12 protein-coding genes and 1 tRNA gene are annotated in these 13,907 nt (G+C 69.4%); 8 read left to right on the plus strand and 5 right to left on the minus strand.

Features of this window, described 5'->3' with window-relative positions:
- Positions 1-34: 34 nt before the first annotated feature.
- Together LF262_RS01170 and LF262_RS01175 are read right to left on the minus strand one after the other, a co-directional pair.
- Positions 35-2,125: an acyl-CoA dehydrogenase family protein gene (locus LF262_RS01170; protein WP_235778461.1), complete on the minus strand. Its 2,091-nt coding sequence runs from the start codon at positions 2,123-2,125 to the stop codon at positions 35-37.
- Positions 2,122-2,817 (minus strand): TetR/AcrR family transcriptional regulator, encoded by a 696-nt coding sequence (locus LF262_RS01175; RefSeq protein ID WP_235778462.1) that lies wholly within the window; start codon positions 2,815-2,817, stop codon positions 2,122-2,124. Before LF262_RS01175 ends, LF262_RS01170 begins: the two co-directional genes overlap by 4 nt.
- 65 nt (positions 2,818-2,882) lie before the next feature.
- Between LF262_RS01175 and LF262_RS01180 the strand changes: the two genes are divergently transcribed.
- From LF262_RS01180 to LF262_RS01190, 3 genes are read left to right on the plus strand one after another with little or no spacing between them, the layout of a single operon-like run.
- Positions 2,883-4,193 carry an acetyl-CoA C-acetyltransferase gene (locus LF262_RS01180; protein WP_235778463.1) on the plus strand — a complete coding sequence of 437 codons (1,311 nt, stop codon included), beginning with the start codon at positions 2,883-2,885 and terminating at the stop codon, positions 4,191-4,193.
- A 27-nt stretch (positions 4,194-4,220) separates the two neighbouring features.
- Positions 4,221-5,660, plus strand: coding sequence for a 3-oxoacyl-ACP reductase (locus LF262_RS01185; protein ID WP_235778464.1), 1,440 nt, complete (start codon positions 4,221-4,223; stop codon positions 5,658-5,660).
- Positions 5,657-6,598, plus strand: coding sequence for a MaoC/PaaZ C-terminal domain-containing protein (locus tag LF262_RS01190; protein ID WP_235778465.1), 942 nt, complete (start codon positions 5,657-5,659; stop codon positions 6,596-6,598). Before LF262_RS01185 ends, LF262_RS01190 begins: the two co-directional genes overlap by 4 nt.
- Positions 6,599-7,173: 575 nt before the next feature.
- Here the strand turns inward: LF262_RS01190 and LF262_RS01195 are convergent.
- Positions 7,174-8,127, minus strand: coding sequence for a zinc-binding dehydrogenase (locus tag LF262_RS01195; protein ID WP_235778466.1), 954 nt, complete (start codon positions 8,125-8,127; stop codon positions 7,174-7,176).
- 179 nt (positions 8,128-8,306) lie between these two features.
- Positions 8,307-8,393, minus strand: a tRNA-Leu gene (locus LF262_RS01200).
- A gap of 149 nt (positions 8,394-8,542) precedes the next feature.
- On the opposite strand from LF262_RS01200, the gene LF262_RS01205 reads away from it, so the two are divergent.
- Positions 8,543-9,865, plus strand: coding sequence for a M20/M25/M40 family metallo-hydrolase (locus tag LF262_RS01205; protein ID WP_235778467.1), 1,323 nt, complete (start codon positions 8,543-8,545; stop codon positions 9,863-9,865).
- A gap of 10 nt (positions 9,866-9,875) precedes the next feature.
- Positions 9,876-11,036: an acyl-CoA dehydrogenase family protein gene (locus tag LF262_RS01210; RefSeq protein WP_235778468.1), complete on the plus strand. Its 1,161-nt coding sequence runs from the start codon at positions 9,876-9,878 to the stop codon at positions 11,034-11,036.
- A 9-nt stretch (positions 11,037-11,045) separates the two neighbouring features.
- On the opposite strand, the gene LF262_RS01215 is transcribed toward LF262_RS01210, so the two are convergent.
- Entirely contained in the window at positions 11,046-11,294 is a 249-nt protein-coding gene (locus LF262_RS01215; protein WP_235778469.1) for a DUF5703 family protein, read from the minus strand.
- A gap of 91 nt (positions 11,295-11,385) precedes the next feature.
- On the opposite strand from LF262_RS01215, the gene LF262_RS01220 reads away from it, so the two are divergent.
- The 3 genes from LF262_RS01220 (at position 11,386) to mshC (ending at position 13,903) form a co-directional block, all read left to right on the plus strand.
- Positions 11,386-11,697 (plus strand): hypothetical protein, encoded by a 312-nt coding sequence (locus tag LF262_RS01220; RefSeq protein WP_235778470.1) that lies wholly within the window; start codon positions 11,386-11,388, stop codon positions 11,695-11,697.
- 79 nt (positions 11,698-11,776) lie between these two features.
- Positions 11,777-12,616, plus strand: a complete 840-nt coding sequence (locus tag LF262_RS01225; protein ID WP_235778471.1) for an undecaprenyl-diphosphate phosphatase — start codon at positions 11,777-11,779, stop codon at positions 12,614-12,616.
- Positions 12,617-12,625: 9 nt separating this feature from the next.
- Positions 12,626-13,903, plus strand: a complete 1,278-nt coding sequence (gene mshC, locus LF262_RS01230; RefSeq protein ID WP_235778472.1) for a cysteine--1-D-myo-inosityl 2-amino-2-deoxy-alpha-D-glucopyranoside ligase — start codon at positions 12,626-12,628, stop codon at positions 13,901-13,903.
- Positions 13,904-13,907 lie beyond the last annotated feature (4 nt).

The following is a 13,907-nucleotide window of genomic DNA, read 5'->3' on the forward strand; positions in this document are numbered from 1 at the left end:
AGGCTAGTCGCGCCTGCCGGGCGGGGGAAGGGGCCTACCCGCGGGAAAGGCTCTTCTCCCTCACCGGCGCTGCGCCCGAGGCGCGGAGCTCGGCGTAGTAGGCCGCGGCCTCCTCCTGGCGCTGCGCCTCGGCCCCGCTGGCGACGGTCGCGCGGATGTGCTCCCGGGTGTAGCCGAAAGCGTCCACGAGATCGAGGACGTGCGGACGGAGCTTGGCCAGCAGCCGGTTGACGTACTCGCCCACGGTGCGGCCGCGCTGCATCGAGAGGCGCCCGTTCATGAGGTACCACTCGAGGTGCTTCTCGATCAGGGTGAGGCCGAAGAGGTCACGCAGCCACGTGAGGACCTGCTTCGTGCCGGGATCCTCCACCTTGGCCAGAGCGGCGGTGAACGCCTCCCACTGCAGGAGTTCGGCGTGCGCCCGTGCCGCCTCGATGAGCTCGTTCTGGTGCGAGTTAAAGCGGGCGGCAGCCTCCGCCTGCGGGAGCTTTGTGGCGCCCTGCAGGGCCTGCGCGGCCGTGGCGACCATGGTCTGGACCCGCTCGGCGAGGAGGAACTGCTGCATGTCGGGGTCGCGGAGGGCGAGCGCGGAGCGTTCGGCGCGGCCGGAGTCGGCGACGAACTGCGCGACTGCCCCCAGTCCCGTCTTGTAGGCCATCCCGCGGGCCTGGCCGAGCGCGAACTTCGTCAGGGCACCCACGTTCATGGTGCGGAACTCCTTGGCGTAGTCGTTCAGGAGGCGCTTGGCGACGAGTTGGAGGAGCACGTTGTTGTCGCCCTCGAACGTGACATACACGTCAAGGTCCGCGCGCAGGGACGCGAAGCGGTTCTCGATCATGAATCCGGCGCCGCCGCAGGCCTCGCGGCATTCCTGGAGCGTCTCGAGCGCGTGCCACGTGGACAGCGCCTTGAACGCGGCGGCGAGGGTCTCGAGGTCCTGGCGGTCCTCGTCGGTGTCCTGGGCGCCCGAGAAGACGCCGTCGAACTTGGCCAGGAGCTCCTCGTGCGCAAAGCCCATCGCGTACGTCGCGGCCAGGAGCGGGAAGAGGCGGCGCTGGTGGCGCTGGTAGTCGAGGAGGACCTCCTCGGCGGTGTCGGAGGAGGCGTTGAACTGGCGCCGCTCGGCGGCGTACCGGATCGCGGCCGTGAGGCCCACCTTCGAGGCGGCAACGGCCGCGCCGTCGAGGGAGACGCGCCCCTGGACGAGGGTGCCGAGCATGGTGAAGAAGCGGCGGCCGGGGCTCGCGATCGGGGACGTGTAGGTGCCGTCCTCGGACACGTCACCGTAGCGGTTCAGCAGATTGGTGCGGGGGACGCGCACGTGGTCGAAGCACAGCCGCCCGTTGTCAATGCCGTTCAGGCCGCCCTTGACGCCGTCGTCCTCGGTCCTGATGCCGGGCAGCGAGTCCTTGGTCTGCGGGTCGCGGATGGGCACATACAGCGCATGGACGCCGTGGTTGACCCCCTTGACAATGAGCTGAGCGAATACCACCGCGGCGATTCCGTCCTTGGCTGCGTTGCCGAGGTACTCCTTCCACGAGGCACGGAACGGGGTGTTGAGGACGAATTCCCCTGTGCCCTCGTCGTAGGTCGCGGTCGTCGCGATGGACGCAACATCGGAGCCGTGACCGATTTCGGTCATGGCGAACGCACCCGGGACTGTCAGGTCCATGATGTCCGGGAGCCACTTGGCGTGGTGCTCGGCCGTGCCGAGGTGCAGCACGGCGGCGCCGAAGAGGCCCCATTGCACGCCGGACTTGATCTGGAGTGAAGGGTCTGCGGTGACGAGCTCCTCGAAGCCGGCAATGTTCCCGCCGTGGTTCTCCTCACCGCCCAGCTCCTTGGGGAACGCACGCTGGATCGCTCCCTCGTCGACGAGGATCTTGAGCTGGCCGAAGACCCGCTCGCGGTGCTCGGTGTGCGTCAGGCCCTCGAGCTTGTGCAGCTCGGGCTTCGCCGCGAGCTCGCGGGCCTGGCGGCGCACGGACGCCCACGTGCCGAGCAGCAGCTCGCCGAGCGCGGCCACGTCGACCCGCGGCGACTGCTCGGCGTCCGGGACATCGGCCTCAGCGAGCGCGTTGACGTCTACGGGCGTGTTCACGGCCTCGGTGGTCGGGTTCGTCATGAGATCTCCTCGGTGGAAAGGGTGGCAGTGCGTGTTTCGGGGGCCGCCTGCGCGGCGATCCCCGCGAAGAGCCAGTCGGCAATGAGTCCAGACATATCCTCGAGCGAGGGCTTGGAGGGGGAGTCGGGCTCGCGGAGCCAGCGCTCGCCGGCGGCGCGGACGAGGCCGATCGCGGCGGTGGGCCAGTAGGCGAGGGTGGCCGACGCCGCGGGGTCGAGATGGCGACGCATCGGCGCCTCGATCATGGCGCCTACAGCGTGGAAGAAGCTCCCGAACGCCTCGTCGGCGGCGGGCTCCGCAGCGCCGGCCCGGGTCACGAACTCGTACACGTTCCGCGAGCGCGCCGCCATGCCGAGGTAGGCGGAGACCATGGCTATGAGGCCATCTTCCGGCGTCTGTGCTGCGGCGGCGGCCTCGGCAATGCGTTCCTGCATCTGGGCGAGGGCGAGCTCTCCCATGGCCGTCTGGAGCCCGGCCTTGTCGCGGAAGTACCGGTAGAACACGGACTTCGACGTGCTCGCCGCGGCCGCGATCTCCTCCATGGGCACGTCCGGTCCGAGCCGATGGACCGCACGCCGGGCGGCGTGGACCAGTTCTGCGCGGCGCTCCTCGCGGTGGTTCGCCCAGCGGGCGGTGCGGCCGTCGACGCTGCGTGACGGCACGGCGTCGTGCGCGGTGGTGGCGTAGTTCACGATACCGAGCGTATCAGGTACGCTAGGTATCGGTAACTCATCACAGTTCACGACCGGAGGACGCAATGCCGACTGGCATCCGCAAGGCAGTAGTCGTAGGCGGGAACCGCATCCCGTTCGCCCGTGCGAACGGCGCGTACATCCGCACTTCGAACCAGGACATGCTCACCGCCGCACTAGATGGGCTCGTGGCCCGGTTCGGCCTCCAGGACGAGCGGATCGGCGAGGTCGCCGCGGGGGCCGTGCTCAAGCATTCCCGCGACTTCAACCTCACCCGCGAGTCGGTCCTCGGCTCCGCGCTCAGCGCCGAGACCCCTGCCTATGACGTCCAGCAGGCCTGCGCTACCGGCCTCGAGACGGTCCTGCAGCTCACCGACAAAATCAAGCTCGGCCGCATCGACTCGGCAATCGCGGGCGGCGTCGACTCCGCCTCAGACGCACCGATCGCTGTGAGTGAGGGGCTGCGCGAGGTGATCCTCGAACTCAACCGCGCGAAGACCCTCCAGCAGAAGCTCAAGGCCGTCTCCAGACTTCGCCCAAAGGACCTCGCGCCCAACGCGCCGGGAACCGGGGAGCCCCGCACCGGACTCTCCATGGGCGAGCACCAGGCGCTCACCACGAAGCAGTGGGGCATCACCCGCGAGGCCCAGGACGAGCTCTCGCTCGCCTCGCACCGCAACCTCGCCGCCGCCTACGAGCGCGGATTCTTCGACGACCTCGTGACTCCCTACCGCGGGCTCACGAAGGATTCCAACCTGCGCCCGGACACGACCATCGAGAAGATGGGCAAGCTCAAGCCCGTCTTCGGCAAGCACCTCGGCCCGGAGGCGACCATGACGGCGGGGAACTCGACCCCGCTCACCGACGGCGCCTCGACCGTGCTCCTCGCCTCTGAGGACTGGGCTCGCGAGCGTGACCTGCCCATCCTTGCTGACGTCATCGACGGCGAGGCGGGCGCCGTGGACTTCGTGCACGGCAAGGACGGGCTCCTCATGGCGCCGGTGTTCGCTGTGCCTCGACTGCTGGCCCGTCTGGGCCTCACGCTCGAGGACATCGACTACTTCGAAATCCACGAGGCGTTCGCCGGCACCGTGCTTGCCACGCTCGCCGCGTGGGAGGACGCCGACTTCTGCCGCGAGCGCCTCGGCCTCGACGGCGCCTTCGGCAAGGTGGACCGCGCCAAGCTCAACGTCAATGGCTCCTCGCTCGCCGCGGGCCATCCGTTCGCCGCGACCGGCGGCAGGATCGTCGCGACGCTCGCGAAGCAGCTGCATGAACGCACCGCCGCCGAGGACCTGGGCCGACCGGCGCGCGGCCTCATCTCGGTGTGCGCCGCTGGCGGCATGGGCGTTGTCGCCGTCCTCGAGGGCCGCTGAGCCGAGCAGGTTGGGGAAGGGAAACACATGGCAGACAAGTACACCGACCTCGTCTCGCGCGGATGGGGCCGGGACCTCGCCAAGCGCCTCGGGCTCCCACAGCCGGTGATGCTGCGCCGCTACGAGCCCGGCGTGCCCCTCGTGCCCGGGCCCGTGCTGGTCGTCGGCACCGGTACGGCGGCCGACGCGCTCGAGACCGCGCTCAAGGGCTGGGATGTGGAGGTAGTCCGGGACGCCGGGGTCGCGCCCGCCACCGGTGGGAGGCACGACGCCGGTGCGCCGCCGACGTCGTCCGCCTCGCCTTCCGCCCCGGCTGGACCGGGGACAGCGGCGGGCGAAGGCTCGCCGAAGCTCGGCGGAATCGTGCTCGCACTCGATGCCGTTGCGCGGCCAGAGGACCTCTCAGGACCGATCCTCGCGGCCGGACGCGCGCTGCGCTCGCTCGCGCCGAGCGCGCGGGTCGTGACGGTGTCACGGCGATCCTCGACCTCCGACGAACCTGCCCTGGCTGCTGCTCGCTCGGGCGTCGAGGGGGCGCTGCGCTCGCTGGCCAAGGAGCTCCGCAACGGCGGCACGGGCAACGGGATCCTGCTGGGCGAGGGCGTTCAGGCCGATGCACCGAGCGTGCTCGGGGCGCTGCGGTTCCTGCTCTCCGGGCGGTCGGCGTTCGTGGACGGACAGTTCCTCACGGTCGGGACCGCCAAGGGGGAACTGCCGGCCGACCCCGACCACCCGCTGGCGGGCAAGGTCGCCGTGGTGACCGGGGCCGCGCGGGGCATCGGGGCCGCCATCGCCCGGACGCTCGCGCGGGACGGGGCGAAGGTCGTAGTCGTCGACGTTCCCGCAGCCGGGGATTCTCTCGCGAAGGTTGCCAACGAGGTGCGCGGCACCGCCCTCCAGCTCGACATCACGAAGCCGGATGCAGGGGAGCGGATCCTCGAGCACGCCCTGCACCGCCACGGCGCATTCGACGTCCTCGTCCACAACGCCGGCATCACGCGGGACAAGCTCCTGGCCAACATGGACGTGGCCAGGTGGGACTCCGTGATCGCCGTGAACATCGCGGCGCAGCTGCGGATCAACGAGGCGCTGCTCGCGTCCGGGAAGCTCGGCGAGGGGTTCCGGATCGTCTCGGTCGCATCGACATCGGGCATCGCGGGCAACCGCGGGCAGACCAACTACGCGGCGTCGAAGGCCGGAGTAATCGGCATGGTCCGCTCCACCGCGGCGCGCCTCGCCCCGATCGGCGGCACCGCCAACGCCGTGGCGCCGGGGTTCATCGAGACCGAAATGACGGCGAAGGTCCCGCTTGCGATGCGGGAGGTTGGACGCCGGATCAACTCGCTCCAGCAGGGCGGCCAGCCCGTGGACGTGGCGGAGGCAATAGGGTTCTTGGCCTCTGATGCGGCGGGAGGAGTCTCGGGTAACGTCCTGCGCGTGTGTGGTCAATATTGGATGGGCCAATGAGCGCCCCCGCGCGCGGCTCAGCGCGAGGCGGGATCGAGACGGTTGAGCTGCCCGAGGTCCCCTCGCTCTCGAAGCTGTATGTCGCGGCCGCAGCCGAGGCTGCGCGGCTCATGATCTCCCGGGGCAGCGGCGCGCGGCGACTTCCGAGCGCGAAGCACCATGTCGCCGTCGTGCGCCCGGATCTGGCCAAACTCACGGAGTACCAGCACCTGCTCGGGGAGGCCGCGCGTGACGCAATGCCCGCCGGGTACCTGCACGCGCTCGCGTTCCCGGTGGCGATGGGCTTCATGGGCCGCGAGGACTTCCCCCTGCCGCTGCTCGGAATGGTGCACCTGCGCAACCACGTGGAGTACCGAGAGCCGGTGACCTACAACGATCTGCTCGACGTGACGGCGTGGGCCGAGAACCTGTGCGGCCACCGTGCCGGGACGCAGGTTGACGTGGTGGCCGAGGTGCGCCGCGTCGGGGAGGCCGAGCCGGTGTGGAGGGGCGTTTCGACGTACCTCGCCAAAGGCGTGTTCCTTCCCGGGGTCGACAAGCGCGGCGCCTCCGAGGTGCGCGAGGACTTCCGCCCGCCGCTGCCCACGGCGTTGTGGCAGCTGGGGTCCCAGACAGGGCGCGCGTACGCGGCCGTGTCGGGGGACTTCAACCCCATCCACCTCAGTTCCATCTCGGCTCGTGCCCTGGGGATGCGGCGCTCCATTGCCCATGGCATGTACACGGCCTCGCGGGCGCTTGCGGAGGTGGGGACCGTCAAGGGCGACTCGTTCGTGTGGGACGCAAAGTTCGAGGCACCCGTGTTCCTGCCCGCGCGGGTGGCCGTGAACATCACCGACATCCCCGACGACGAGGATGCGTGGGAGCGGTCCGAGTTCGTGGGCTGGAACTCAAAGTCGGGCCGGCGCCACTTCGTGGGGTCGGTCTCCCGGCTCGCCTGAGTTTGCTGCCTGACGCACGACGGCGCCGCTCACCCGTGTGGTGAGTGGCGCCATTCGCGTCGGGTGGCCAAATCTGGCCTGTCGAGCCAGTCGGGCGTCAGTAGTCCTTCTTGGCGAGCTCTTTGATCCACTCGGGCGTAACTTTGCCGAGCTTGGGGTCGGTCGTCACGCGGAGGCGGGCGGCCGCTGCCTGGACACGCAGCTCGGCACGCGGCACGCGAACCATTGTCCGTGACTACGAGGTCCGCGTCGAGTCTGCTCTCGACGGCTTGCATTGGGGCCCGCCACGTCGTTGCTAATAGGGAAACCTCGTCATTGGTCGGGCATACCGTTACGCTCAGCACACCGGTCACCGCTACACCTCCACGGCGCCGCCGTTGCAGGGGAATCGGGAGATCGTAGGCCACCGAGTCGGGTTTCCCGGCGGGCAGTACGTCTTCCACACGGCCGCATCTCTTCACGCACCCGCCGGATCGACGCTGCCGCAGCATGTACGACGGCGCCGCCGCCCACGCGTGGTGAGCGGCGGCGCCGTCGTGCGCCCTCAGAGCATCTGGAGGCTCGCCGGGTGTGGCCTACTCGTACATCGCGATGAACCGGCCGATCACGCCGCCGGCGCGCAGCTTGTCGATTGCCTCGGGGATGTCAGCCTGCGTGATGAGGTTCATCGGCGGGTTCAGCTTGCCCGTCTTCATGAGCTCGTAGATGCCCTCGAGGTCCTCGCGCGTGCCGGACTTGGACCCCTTGACCGTGAGCTGGTTGATGATGATCGGGTACGTGTTGATGGTCGCCTCCAGGCGGCCCATGCCCACCTGCACAAGGGTGCCGAACTCGGCCAGGGTTTCGATGGCCGCTGCCGTCGTCGTGCCGAAGCCGGCGTAGTCGACGATGAGGTCGAGCTTCTTGTCCTTGAAAGCATCGATCGAGTCGGCAACGCCCGCGAGCCCGATCTCGTCGGCGAGCTTCTGCGTCTCCGGGTTGACCTCGGCGCCGTAGACCTCGGCTCCGGACAGTACGGCAACGCGGGCTCCGATGTAGCCGAGGCCGCCGAGGCCGATCACGCCGACCCTCATGCCCGCCTTGGCCGCGCCCGCGGTCATCATCGCGTGGTAGGCGGTCAGGCCCGCGTCGGTGGCCATGGCGCCGAGGTCGAACGGGACCTCGTCGGGCAGCCGGACGAGGTTGTCCGCAGTAGCCACGAGTTTCGGACCGAACCCGCCGTCCCACCGGCCGTAGCCGAGGGCGTCGCCGTCCTTCATGACGGGGGCGAGGCCCACCCGGTCGCCCACCTTCCACTGCTCCATGCCCTCGCCGACCTCGGTGATGACGCCGGCGTTCTCGTGCCCCATGGTGCGGGGAAGGACGGGGAAGAGCGGCATCCAACCCGGGTCGTCGAGCGCGGTGACGTCCGAGTGGCACACACCCGCGGCCTTCACCTCGACGACGACCTGCCCCGGGCCAGCGTGCGGCTCTGGGACCTCGTTGAACGCGAGCGGATTGCTGGTACCGGTGAACTGCCATGCCTTCATGGAAATCTCCTTCGGATCAATTCCCTGTGAGCGCCCGCCCTGCCCCTGGACTACCGGATGCGGGGGACGCCACTAAAAACTCTACGTCTGGTAGAAGCAGTAGGCTCCGGCCATTCTGCCCAATGGAATACCAAGCCGGAGACGACGGGAAGCCCCGGTCCGAAGACCGGGGCTTCCAGTGGTGCGCGGAGGGGGACTTGAACCCCCACGCCCTATTCGGGCACTAGCACCTCAAGCTAGCGCGTCTGCCATTCCGCCACCCGCGCAGGCGACACACCGAAAGGCGAATCGATCACTCGGTTCCCTCCCGGGCAGCGAGAAAGACTCTACACGACCCGGTGGTGGAAGCTGAAATCGGAGCGCGCCCGCGCGGCGGGACTAGGCTGGACCCACCGCCAGCAGCTCAGGAGGACTTGTGACTGACAACGCCGCCGCGAACCCCATCACCGCCGAGGACGAGGTGGTGGACATCTGCCGGGACCTCATCCGCTTCGACACCTCGAACTACGGTGACCGCTCGGGACCGGGGGAGCGCGCCGCGGCCGAGTACACCGCGGCCCTCCTCGCGGACGTCGGCCTCGAGCCAGAACTGTTTGAGTCGGCACCCGGGCGCGCCAACGTCGTCGTGCGCCTCGAGGGCAGCGACCCGAGCGCGTCCGCGCTCGTGGTGCACGGCCACCTCGACGTGGTCCCCGCTCAGAAGGAGGACTGGACCGTCGACCCGTTCTCGGCAGAGCTCAAGGACGGCTTGATCTGGGGCCGCGGCGCCGTGGACATGAAGGACATGGACGCCATGATCCTGGCCGTGGTCCGCCAGCTGCGGCGCACGGGCACCAAGCCGAAGCGTGACCTCGTGATCGCGCTCTTCGCCGACGAGGAAGCGGGCGGGACGTACGGCGCGAGATGGGCAGTTGACAAGCGCCCGGAGCTGTTCGAGGGTGCCACGGAGGCCATCAGCGAGGTGGGCGGCTATTCCGCGTATATCGGTGGGAAGCGCGCCTACATGCTCCAGACGGCGGAGAAGGGCCTCGGCTGGCTGCGCATGACGGCGAGAGGCCGCGCCGGCCATGGCTCGCAGGTCAATGACGACAATGCCGTGACCCGTCTGGCCCGCGCCGTGGCACGGATCGGGGACCACCAGTGGCCCATCGAGCTCACCGACACCACGCGCAGGTTCCTCGACGGCGTCACCGAGCTCACCGGCGTCGAGTTCGACCCTGACGATCCCGACATCCTCCTCAAGGAGCTCGGCACCGTGGCCCGCTTCGTCGGGGCGACGCTGCGCAACACGTCCAACCCGACCGTCCTGAAGGCCGGCTACAAGGAGAACGTCATCCCGGGCTCCGCCGAGGCCCGCATCGACACCCGCACGCTCCCCGGGCAGGACGAGTTCGTCCTGGCCAAGCTCAAGGAATTGGCCGGTGACGGCATCGACTTCGACTACGTCCACCACGACGTCTCCCTTGAGACGCCCTTCGAGGGACCGCTCGTCCAGGCGATGGTCGGCGCCCTCAATGCCGAGGACCCGGGCGCGCCGGTCCTGCCGTACACGCTCTCGGGCGGCACGGACAACAAGTCGCTCTCCCGCCTCGGCATCACCGGCTACGGCTTCGCACCCCTCCAGCTCACGCCTGACCTCGACTTCCCGGCCATGTTCCACGGCGTCGACGAGCGAGTCCCCGCCGATGCGCTCACGTTCGGCGCGCGCGTGCTGCGCCGGCTGCTCACCGCCTACTGAGGAGGACATCATGCCGCTCGACCCCGAGTCCGTGCTGCCCGAGGCGCTCATCGAGGAGATCCGCTCCCGCGCGCCCGGCTACGACGAGCGCAACGAGTTCTTCCAGGAGGACTTCGACGCCCTCGTGGCCGCTGGCTACCTGAAGGCGTTCGTCCCGCAGGCCGCGGGCGGGCTGGGAGCCGGGTTGGCCGACGCCGTCCGCCTTCAGCGCCGGCTCGCGCAGGCCGCACCGGCCACAGCGCTCGCGGTGAACATGCACCTCGTCTGGACCGGCGTGGCCAAGGTGTTCTCCAACCGGGGCGACGACACGCTCGCCTTCGTACTCGAGGAAGCCGCCGCAGGGGAGGTGTTCGCCTTCGGCGTCTCCGAGGCCGGCAACGACTCCGTCCTCTTCGACTCCCTCACCGAGGCGGCCCCCCTCCCTGACGGCGGCTACTCCTTCACGGGAACCAAGGTCTTCACGAGCCTCGCCCCCGCCTGGACGCGCATGGGAACCTTCGGCAAGGACACAACGGGCCCCGAACCCCGCCTTGTATGGGGGTTCATCCGGCGCGACGGGCCGGGCTGGCACCACCTCGACGACTGGAACACCCTGGGCATGCGCGCGAGCCAGTCCCGCACCACAGTTTTGGAGGGTGCAGCGGCCCCAGCTGACCGGATCGTCCGCAGGCTTCCTGTGGGGCCCAACCCCGACCTTCTGGTCTTCGGGATCTTCTCCGTCTTCGAAACGCTCCTCGCGGCGGTCTACACGGGCGTCGCCGAACGGGCCCTGGTCCTTGCGGTCGACGCCGCGCACCGCCGACGCTCGCACCGCACCGGCGGACGGGCCTACTCACAGGATCCGGACATCCGCTGGCAGATCGCGGAGCTGGGCATGGCCGTGGACGCGATCGTTCCGCAGCTCGAGTCCGTCGCTGCGGACATCGACAACCTCGTGGACCGCGGCCCCGCATGGTTCCGCCACTTGAGCGGCCTCAAGCACCGAGCTACCGAAACCGCCAAGAGCGTGGTGGACGGCGCCATGCGCGTGGGAGGCGGAGGCGGCTACTTCCGCGGCAGCGAGCTCGAGCGCCTGTACCGGGATGCGCTCGCAGGGCTCTACCACCCCTCCGATCCCGAGTCGGCGCACGCGACAGTCGCGACGAACCTGCTGGGGCCGATAGAGGAATAGGCCGCTGCGCTAGGAGGTCCGCTCGACGACCATGACCTTGCGCCGCAGCCAGTACTGGCGCCCCCCGCCCATGTAGAGGCGGCTGCGTTCGAGCTCCCACCGGCCATACTCGGAATGCTCCCGGACGCGCTGCCGGGCGTCCGCGATCGATTCGCGCGGGCCCACCGACAGCACCAGATACTCGTACTGCCGCCCCGGACCGGCGGACCGCGGGCCGCCGTCAAGGGACGTGGCAGTGGAGAGGATACGCTCCTTCATGGCCCTCGCTTCCTCGTGCTGCTCCGGCGAGACCCGGACCCACGGCAGGGTCCCTAGGCACGCCCACTGAATTCAGACTACCGTGGCACCCATGAGCATTGACCCGCGGGTGGCCCTTGGTTCGCTGACGGCTGCATTGGAGGAGCACCTCGTCGCCGCCTCATCGAGGCGCGGGGACGAGGATCCGGCGGTCGAGGCAGCCTTCTTCGCGGTCGCCGACGCCTTCGAGGCCTACGCCGACGCGCTCTACGACGCCTACGGCGAGGATCTGCCTCTCGACCTCCTCGATTCCGACGACGAGGACGATGACGACGACGAGGACGACAGCGATGACGAGGACGGCGACGGTGAGGACGAGGAAGCCGACGACGGCGAAGACGCCCTCGCGGGGCGCGACTTCTAGCAACGCGTTCAGGCGCACCGTACTGACGACTCCCAGCCAATCCCCAGATTAGGGTCCGCGGCCACGTAGAGTGGCACGCGTGAATTTCCTCGAAGCAGCGTTCCTCGGGCTCGTCCAAGGACTGACGGAGTTCCTGCCCATCTCCTCGAGCGCCCACCTGCGGATCGTGGGGGAGTTCCTGCCCAACGCCCAGGACCCGGGCGCGACCTTCACGGCGATCACGCAGCTGGGCACCGAGACGGCCGTCATCATCTACTTCTGGCGGGACATCGTGCGGATCGTCCGCGCGTGGTCCGGCTCCCTCAGCGGCCGCGCGCCGCGCAGCGACCCGGACGCGCGCATGGGCTGGTTCGTGATCATCGGCAGCATCCCGATCGTCGTGCTGGGCCTGCTGTTCCAGGACCAGATCGAGACAGTTCTCCGTTCCCTCTGGATCACGGCGACCACGCTCGTGGTGTTCGGCATGATCCTCGCCCTCGCGGACGCCACCGGACGCCACTCACGGACCCTCGACCGCCTCAGCACCCGCCACGGCATCATCTACGGCTTCGCCCAGGCGCTCGCCCTCATTCCGGGGGTATCCCGCTCCGGCGGCACCATCACCGCGGGCCTCTCCATGGGCTACACACGCGAGGCCGCCGCCCGCTACTCGTTCCTCCTGGCCATCCCCGCCGTGTTCGGCTCAGGCCTCTACCAGCTCTTCAAGGGCCTCAAGGGAGGCTTCGACGGCGGCCCCTTCGGACTCGCAGAGACCGCCGTAGCTACGGCCGTCGCCTTCGTGGTCGGCTACATCATCATCGGCTGGTTCCTCAAATATGTCTCCCACAACTCCTACCGGCTCTTCGTCTGGTATCGGATCGCCCTGGGCGCGCTCCTGTATGTCCTGCTCGGGTTCGGGGTCATCTCGGCCGGGCACTAGAGTGGTGTGGTGAAAACCTGGAGGCAGACCCCCGTCCCGCAGCTGCCTGGCACGGCCGGCCCCGTCCGGCTCTTCGACACCCAGCTGCGTGACACCGTCGAGATCCCGACGGGGCCTGAGCAGTCCATGTACGTCTGCGGAATCACCCCGTATGACGCGACGCATCTCGGCCACGCCTCCACCTACCTCGCCTTCGACCTTCTCAACCGCGTCTGGCGCGACGCCGGCAGCATCGTTAAGTACGTGCAGAACACGACCGATGTGGACGATCCCCTCCTCGAGCGCGCCGACGCGACCGGCGTGGACTGGCGAACCCTCGCGCACCGGCAGATCGACCTCTTCCAATCCGACATGGAGGCCCTCCGGGTCCTCGCCCCGGACCACTATGTGGGCGCGGTGGAGTCGATCCCGTGGATCGTGCCCGAGGTCGAGCGGCTCCTCGACGCCGGCCTCGCCTACCAGCTCGCAGGCGCCGAGGGCGAGCCCGACGGCGACGTCTACTACGACGTCACCGAGGCCACCCGGCGCGCCGACGTGCCGGAAGCATGGCGCCTCGGGACGGTCTCACACCTCACGGTCGGCGAGATGATCGAGGTCTTCGGAGAGCGCGGCGGCGACCCCGAGCGCCCCGGCAAGCACAGCCCCCTCGACCCGATCCTGTGGCGCGAGGCACGCCTCGGCGAACCGCGCTGGGACGGGGGGACGCTCGGCCCCGGCCGGCCGGGCTGGCACATCGAGTGCACCGTCATCGCACAGAGGTTCCTACCGGCCCCCTTCACCGTCCAAGGAGGCGGCGCGGACCTCGCGTTCCCGCACCACGAAATGGGTGCAGGCCATGCCTGGAGCATGCACCACGTGCCCCTCGCCAGGCACTTCACGCACACGGGCATGGTCGGGCTCGACGGGGAGAAGATGAGCAAGTCCCGCGGAAACCTCGTGCTCGTGTCAAAGCTGAGGGCAGCCGGCGTTGAGCCAGCCGCCATCCGCCTGGCGGTCTTCGCCCACCACTACCGCTCCGACTGGGAGTGGACCGGCGAGCTGCTCGACGCGTCGTTGCGCCGCCTCGAGACCTGGCGCCGCGCCGTCGTGCGCGCCCTGCCCGGCTCCGCGGAACCGCTCCTGGCCGAGATCCGCGGCGCCCTCACCGAGGATCTGGACGCGCCGCGCGCGCTGGCGGCAGTGGACAAGTGGGCCGACGACTCGCTCGCCGGCACGGAGGCGAGCATGCACGACGGCGCGCTGGCCTCCTCCGCGATTGACGCGCTCCTGGGCATTGAGCTGGGCTAACTCT

The sequence above is a fragment of the Sinomonas notoginsengisoli genome (assembly GCF_021554725.1).
GTDB lineage: Bacteria > Actinomycetota > Actinomycetes > Actinomycetales > Micrococcaceae > Sinomonas > Sinomonas notoginsengisoli.

Bases quoted from the DNA above. Each gene is read 5' to 3' on its own strand.
- LF262_RS01210 (WP_235778468.1), top strand. From the start codon at position 9,876: ATGCCGCTCGACCCCGAGTCCGTGCTGCCCGAGGCGCTCATCGAGGAG.
- LF262_RS01190 (WP_235778465.1), top strand. From the start codon at position 5,657: ATGAGCGCCCCCGCGCGCGGCTCAGCGCGAGGCGGGATCGAGACGGTT.
- LF262_RS01185 (WP_235778464.1), top strand. From the start codon at position 4,221: ATGGCAGACAAGTACACCGACCTCGTCTCGCGCGGATGGGGCCGGGAC.
- LF262_RS01215 (WP_235778469.1), bottom strand. From the start codon at position 11,294: ATGAAGGAGCGTATCCTCTCCACTGCCACGTCCCTTGACGGCGGCCCG.
- LF262_RS01180 (WP_235778463.1), top strand. From the start codon at position 2,883: ATGCCGACTGGCATCCGCAAGGCAGTAGTCGTAGGCGGGAACCGCATC.
- LF262_RS01220 (WP_235778470.1), top strand. From the start codon at position 11,386: ATGAGCATTGACCCGCGGGTGGCCCTTGGTTCGCTGACGGCTGCATTG.
- LF262_RS01195 (WP_235778466.1), bottom strand. From the start codon at position 8,127: ATGAAGGCATGGCAGTTCACCGGTACCAGCAATCCGCTCGCGTTCAAC.
- LF262_RS01170 (WP_235778461.1), bottom strand. From the start codon at position 2,125: ATGACGAACCCGACCACCGAGGCCGTGAACACGCCCGTAGACGTCAAC.